The organism is uncultured Thiodictyon sp., from assembly GCF_903828115.1.
GTDB lineage: Bacteria > Pseudomonadota > Gammaproteobacteria > Chromatiales > Chromatiaceae > Thiodictyon.
Genome location: NZ_CAIKKU010000827.1, coordinates 1 through 6,192 on the forward strand (window position 1 = coordinate 1; position 6,192 = coordinate 6,192).

Genomic DNA, 6,192 nt, shown 5'->3' on the forward strand with positions numbered 1-6,192 from the left:
GCGAGAGAATCCGAGGCGCTACGATAACCTCGATTACGACAACGACAACGACAACGACAACGACAACGACTCTATTTATCGTCAGTCTGTCGCAACGTTGCCTGGGGCTCTGGTGCGGCCTCTGCGACCGCGACTGAACCTGACTCAGCGACGGCGATTTCCTCCGCCGTCCCGGGTTCGGCAGTCGGCGCGGGGGTTGCGTCAGGCGGCACTGGAGCATCGTCCGGCGCCGCGTCCGCCGCGCGCTCAGCGGCGCCCGCCGCTGCGGCCGGCGGCACCTCGAGGTCGATCCGCGCCAGGGTGTCCCGGACGGCCGCGAGGTCCTCGTCGGCCCGCGGCACCCAGTCCTCGCCCCAGTAAAGGTTGCAACTGGTCTCGGCGCGCAGCAGGTGCCACAGGGCCTCATCGAGGGCCGCCACCCGCGGGCCTTCGGTGATCCCCTGTTCCCCGTTGAACCAGCGGGCGTCGTGGATTACCTTGCTGGTGCGCGCGTAGGCGGCGAGTGTGTCCTTCTGCGCCTGGGAGCCGGTCCACTGGGTGAAGTCCCGGCCGTGGTGCCAGCCGGTGTTCCAGGCCCCGGTGCGGACCCTGACCTCACCGTGGACGCCGTGGACGTTGAGGTAATCGGAGATGAAGGTGGGGGAGATGCCGGCGGTGCCGGCCCGCACCCGCGCGAGCAACGGCAAATAGAAGGCGCTCCAGAAGTTGGCCCCTTCGGTCACGTTGCGGAACCAGCCCCCGTTCTCGCCGTCGGTACAGGTGGTCACGAGCGGCGGGAAGTCGCACCACTTGGTCCGCTCGGCCACCTCGGCGAGGAACCAGTCCAGTTCCATGCCGGACTCCTGGGCGTCCGAGAGGTCGCGGTCGCGCACGATGACGGTGATGCTGTCGTCCCCACAGCGCGCCAGGTGCGGGCGGTAACGCAACTCCTGCCAGCTCATATCGGTTACCGGCTCGACGTGTTCGCTGTCCACCAGTACATAGCGGTAGCCGCAGGCGCGCAAGAGCGGGATCAACTCCATCGAGAAGCCCATCTCGGGGGGCCAGAATCCCTGGAAGCGCGGGCGCCACAGGAGGTGGTGGGCAATCCCGAGCCAGCGTTGCAGGTGTTCCTTGCGGTCCGCCTCCGGGATCAGGGGTAAGACCGGGTGGTAATAGCCGGTCCCCAGGACCTCGAACAGGTCCTGGTTCTGGAAGTGCCAGAGGAGCGCCCCGCAGTCCACGATGCCGTAGACCTGTTCCTGGAAGGCGGCGTCCGAGAGGGTCTCCAGCAGGGTGCCGGAGAGTGACAGATGGACCCGGGCCAGCGCCTCATGGCCCCACAGCACGCGCGGTATGCGGTCCATGGCGAACAGGATCTCCTTGGCCTCCCAGTGCTGGTGCGTCAGCAGGTGCTGGAGGTTACCGGGCGGCTGGTGGAGATTGAGCACGAGCGCGTGGTGGGCAATCATCGAAGGACCCCGGGAGGCTTGAGTTGGGCCGCAAGGATAGCAAAGCGGGCGGGCGACACACAGGAAAAGCCGACCGGACTCGCCCCGCCTGGTCCCGCGGGGGTCGCCCGTCAGTTCCGACCAAAACGACAGGAGATTGGCCTTTAGGCCAAAACTTTGTATATTCTACGGACCTGGCGGCGAATACCTTGAATCAATCCCTACCGATCTCGCCCCGCAGGGGTCTTGATCGGCCACCACCGGCGGTCACGCCAAGCAACTTCAAAGAGGCGAGCGACATGGCTGACAACAAGAGTGTAACCAAGAAGACGGCGGTCAAGCCGTCCGCCCCTCCCGATCCAAGACCCGCCGCCCCTGTCACCAAGAAGACTGTGGCAAAAAAGGCGGTCGCGGAGTCCGCGAGTCCGGCCCCATCGGCCCCCTCGGTGTCCGCGCACCCGAGTGCCCATCCGCCCGCGCCGCCGATGACCAAAGCCGCCGCCGCCGCTGCTGCTGCCGCCAAGGCCACGACGGCCGCAACCCACCCGGTCGCGGCGTCGGCACCGGTGAAGGCCGCCAAGAAGGAGGTTGCGAAGACGGCCGGGCCCGCGCAGGCCGCCGCCGCCAAGTCCAATCCGCAGCCGCCGCTCGAAGAAAAACCGGTGAGTCTCCAGCACCTGGCCAAGGTGACGCCGGAGCAGCGCCAGGAGATGGTTCGGGAGGCCGCCTATTACAAGGCCGAGAAGCGCGACTTCACCGGCGGGAACGACGCCCAGGACTGGGCCGACGCCGAGCGCGAGATCGACGAGTTGCTGGCCAAGGCGCGGGAGATCTTCGGCGGCTGATCTTTAGGAGCGGGGGCGTCCCGCCCCCGCGCCCCCGGCGGAGCGGTGGAACGCCGGGCCGGGAGTGGCCTTCTCTCGTCGCTCGTTTTCACGCGCAAGCAGGGGAATGCAGTGCGGGCGCTCCGCGTCCGGTCTTGGCATTGGCCGATAGCCGGTCCCGCACCCGTTTGCCGGTGCGGTTGGGGGTTTTCAGTACACAAGCGGCGTGGGGCGGCTCACCCGCCGGGGGATCTGGGGGCCGTCATCACCCGCTTGCCCGGCGCTGAGGGTCTCGCACGGCGAAGCAGCCTCGGTCCACCCGTTGAACGCACAGTGGGGGCCGGACAGGGGCAGAAAGATCTCCGGCCCCAGCGGCGGCAGGCCCAGCAGGTTCAGTGTCACGGCATCCAGGACACCATCGGTCTTGCGCAGGCCGCTGCGCAATTGGAAGCTATTGAGCGCCGCGACCGTCGTCTTGTCCGGCTTGCCGGCGAAGGCGACGGTCTTGTAGTCGACATGGGTCCGGCGTTTCTTGTCCCGCCAGACCGATTTCTGTGTCGGCGCCGTCAGTAACCCCTGCGCGGCCAGCGCGGTCTGCACCGCGGCGATCTGGGGCGCCGCCCACCGCTGCGGCCCGGCCGGCATCTTGCGGATGCGGGTAAGGTCAGGGGCCGCGGCGCGGGACGTCAACTGGCCGGACTGCAATTGGTCATAGTGGGTGAGTCGCTGATCATAGATCTCCAGCGCAATCCGCTCGGCCGGCAGCAGCAGGTTCCGATGCGCCGGATCATCGGGCTCGGCCTTGCCGACCTGCTTGCGGAAATCGCGCAGGGCCTTCTGCACCTGGGGGTGGCTGGTGCTGACCTCCGGCAGGTTCGGGGGCAAGACCCGCAGGTGCTGCAGCGCCGCGCGCGCCGCGGGCGGTAGCGTAGCCAGCGGTTGGTCCTCACCCTGGCTCACCAGGGCGGCGAGGCGCTGCCGATACTGCCGTGTTTCGTCGGGGCCCAGTGGACCCGTAACCAGCGCCTCGGGTAGCACGACGGTCCGGCCGTTGTCATGGCGAAACTCCGTCGGCTCCGACACCTGCTGCGGATTGAAGGCCCGCTCCGGCAGATCGCCCCCCTTGAGCCCGAACCCGACCCCATACTTGGCCCGCACCAGCGCGGGCTGGTCCTTGGCGCGAACGCGCCGTGCCAGATTCTCCAGGAACCCGGCCCAGGTATAGGGCTGGGCCTGCCCTTTGCCGTCACGATAGAACATCCCCAGGTTACCCGTCACCGTCGCAGAGTTGGCGGGCAGGCCCCACTGCGACGAGACCGGCGGCGGTGCCGGCGGCAGTTGCGGGAACGCCGGTGCGGGTTCGGCGGCGAAGGCACGCATGGCCCGCAGGGCCGCCTCGGCCCTCATCATGGCCGCCGCGCTGTCGCTTGCCGCCGGGTCCGGCCTGGTTTGACTCCAGGTCAAGGGGTCGACTCTGATCATCGGGTCGGCCAATATCCTGGGGGCACGGGTTGGATCGGCCGGCCCCCTGGGGGTGCGGGCGTCCCGCCCGCCCATCCGGGAACCCGCGGGCGAGACGCCCGCGCGCCCAGGGATGAGGACCGCGCGGGTCCTGGTCGACACGGCCGGCCGCGGTGCCGAAGGCGCAGTCCGGGACCCAAACGTGGGTTCCGCGGCCGCCGGGGGCAGGGTCAGTCGTGCGGCCTCGGCCCTCATCGTTGCCAACAGGTCGTCCGGCGCCGACAATTCCGGGTTTTCCTCCAGGGTGGGAGTCGGCACCTCGACCGGCTTGACACACAGGGTATCGCGCGCCTCTCCCCGGGCCAGTGCCAGCACCCGTCGGCCCTGTCCGGCGCCGAGAAAGTGGTAGAGATAGTCCTCTTCCGGGGTGGTCGCGCCGGTGTCGAGGCTCAGATAGTGTTTGGCAAAGGCCAGCACGGCGAAGTTGTGGCGCAGGAGTTGGAGTTCCTCATCCTCCGCCCCCCGCTTGCCGTCCGCCGTGTCCGCGATGATGCCGCGCACCTGTGCATCCGCGAAGGGACCATCCCCCAGGTCCAGGCGTTCACGGCCCGTCAGCGCATCGGCCTCGCTCGCGGCCAGCAGTTGCGCCCCGAATTTCTTGATAATGCCGTGGAAGGTCGCCGGCAGGAACTGCCAGACCCCGGTCGCCGACCCCAGACTGCCGTTCTTGAGGGTGGGGCGGACGTGGTCGTTCCAGGTATAGGCGCTTTCCATCTCCCCGGTGGCCAGGGCCTGCCCCAGACTGGCCTGGGCGCGCTCGGCGACGTCCAGCAGGATGAGCAGTTGACGGGGTGACACGTCCTGCGCCCGGTCATAGTTGCGCGACTGGCGCTCCGACAGGGCGCGATAGGCCGCCAGCGCGATCTGCGGCGGACTGCCGTCCGCCGCATACACGGCGGAGGTCGCCGACGGTTGGGCCGCCGAAGCCGACGACAGCGCAAGTATGGCAGCAGCCACCGGGCCGCCAAGGAACCTTGGGTGTTTTATCGCAGTGTACCTAACATTACTAAACTATATCAGCGCATTGCAGTATAGACCCGCCAGCGGGGAAAACAAGTCATGGCGCTCTCGACCCGCATTGTTACGAAGCGACGGCCGGGCCTGACCTCTCCGGTCGCGCTGTGCCGGGGCCTATCCCTGACCCCACAGACGGGCCTTGGCCCGTCGCTCTGGCGCAACCGCCGCGCGTCCTACCCACCGGACTGCTACCGTCGGTCGGATCAGGTCTTTTGTCCTTCTCCCCCCCCCTGCTAAGGTAATATCGCCGTCGGCAGCACGCGTCGCCCGCGCCGCAAAGAAACCACCGGGTTGCGCGTTGCCGAATCCTTTGTTCAAACGATCGGCCGGAGGGGAGCGATGAAGACGACAATGACGGGCGCGGGGCTGCTGGCGGGGGCGCTGCTGCTGGGCGGCGGTGCCGCGCAAGCGACGCTGGTGAACTACACGGCGGGCGGCGTCAATCTGGTTTACGACCAGGACCGCAACTTGACCTGGGCGGCGGACGCCAACCTGTTCCAGACCCAATACACCGCTGACAACACCACGGTCAGCAAAATCATTGCCGCGGTTCCGACGGTGCCCGACAGCTATTACGGACCGCACACGGTGGTGGCGGGCGACTTCGTCACCAACAGCGGGGTCATGAACTGGTGGGGCGCCATGGCCTGGACCCAGTGGCTCGGCAGCATCGGTTATGGCGGGGCCAGCGACTGGCGGCTGCCTGCCACGTTGCAGCCGGATGCCACCTGCGATTCTCAGTTCAATGCTGGCGGCGGCTTTCCACTCCAAGGTAACGGCTATAGCTGCACCGGTAGCGACCTCGGGCACCTGTTCTACGCCGAGGGCCTTCTGAATCCGGGCCAAAGCATCGCGGCCAGTGCTGCGCTCAATCAACATTTCACCACTATGCAGTCGTCAAGTTACTGGACGGGTACGGAGTTAGCGCCGGGTCTCGGCCGCGCGTGGTACTTCTCCACCGGCGACGGGCTCCAGGACTACGGCGGTGGCAAGGACTACCAGTACTACGGTTGGGCCGTGCGCCCCGGACAAGTCGCCGACGTCCCGCTACCCGCGACTGGCCTGCTGATGGCACTGGGCTTGCTGGCGCTCGGCGCTACCCGACGCGCGCGGCGAGCGACTTTGGTTATTCGGTGATGCGGGTGATTCAGCGCTTACCGTAAACGTCGCGCAGCGACGCGGTGGGAGCGGCTTCAGCCGCGACCAGGCCTCGCAAACGCCCGCCACGTCGCCGGTTACCGCGGCCTCGCCGCGCGCCTGCCAGCCGCTCCCCCGCAAGCCTTACCCCGAGCGGGCGGGCTGCTGACCCTGCCCCGCCGTCGGGTCCGCTGCGCGGACCGCGACCGGCCGTCGTGCTGATCGAACCGTGTGCGTGACGGCCGCAGGCCGCCCGGAGTCCA

At 68.1% G+C, this 6,192-nt stretch carries 4 protein-coding genes; 2 read left to right on the forward strand and 2 right to left on the reverse strand.

Annotation, left to right across the window (positions count from 1 at the left end; all coding sequences use genetic code 11):
* Positions 1-71: 71 nt before the first annotated feature.
* Positions 72-1,451: a glycoside hydrolase family 57 gene (locus tag QZY48_RS30700; RefSeq protein WP_295437772.1), complete on the reverse strand. Its 1,380-nt coding sequence runs from the start codon at positions 1,449-1,451 to the stop codon at positions 72-74.
* Positions 1,452-1,915: 464 nt separating this feature from the next.
* Between QZY48_RS30700 and QZY48_RS30705 the strand changes: the two genes are divergently transcribed.
* Entirely contained in the window at positions 1,916-2,275 is a 360-nt protein-coding gene (locus QZY48_RS30705) for a DUF2934 domain-containing protein (protein ID WP_295437773.1), read from the forward strand.
* 189 nt (positions 2,276-2,464) lie between these two features.
* Here QZY48_RS30705 and QZY48_RS30710 read toward each other — a convergent pair whose 3' ends face one another.
* Complete coding sequence (locus QZY48_RS30710) at positions 2,465-4,669, reverse strand: peptidoglycan-binding protein (protein WP_295437775.1); 2,205 nt, start codon at positions 4,667-4,669, stop codon at positions 2,465-2,467.
* A gap of 462 nt (positions 4,670-5,131) precedes the next feature.
* On the opposite strand from QZY48_RS30710, the gene QZY48_RS30715 reads away from it, so the two are divergent.
* On the forward strand, positions 5,132-5,929 hold the full coding sequence (locus QZY48_RS30715) for a DUF1566 domain-containing protein (protein ID WP_295437778.1): 798 nt from the start codon (positions 5,132-5,134) through the stop codon (positions 5,927-5,929).
* Positions 5,930-6,192 lie beyond the last annotated feature (263 nt).

Bases quoted from the DNA above. Each gene is read 5' to 3' on its own strand.
- QZY48_RS30715 (WP_295437778.1), top strand. From the start codon at position 5,132: ATGAAGACGACAATGACGGGCGCGGGGCTGCTGGCGGGGGCGCTGCTG.
- QZY48_RS30700 (WP_295437772.1), bottom strand. From the start codon at position 1,451: ATGATTGCCCACCACGCGCTCGTGCTCAATCTCCACCAGCCGCCCGGT.
- QZY48_RS30705 (WP_295437773.1), top strand. From the start codon at position 1,916: ATGACCAAAGCCGCCGCCGCCGCTGCTGCTGCCGCCAAGGCCACGACG.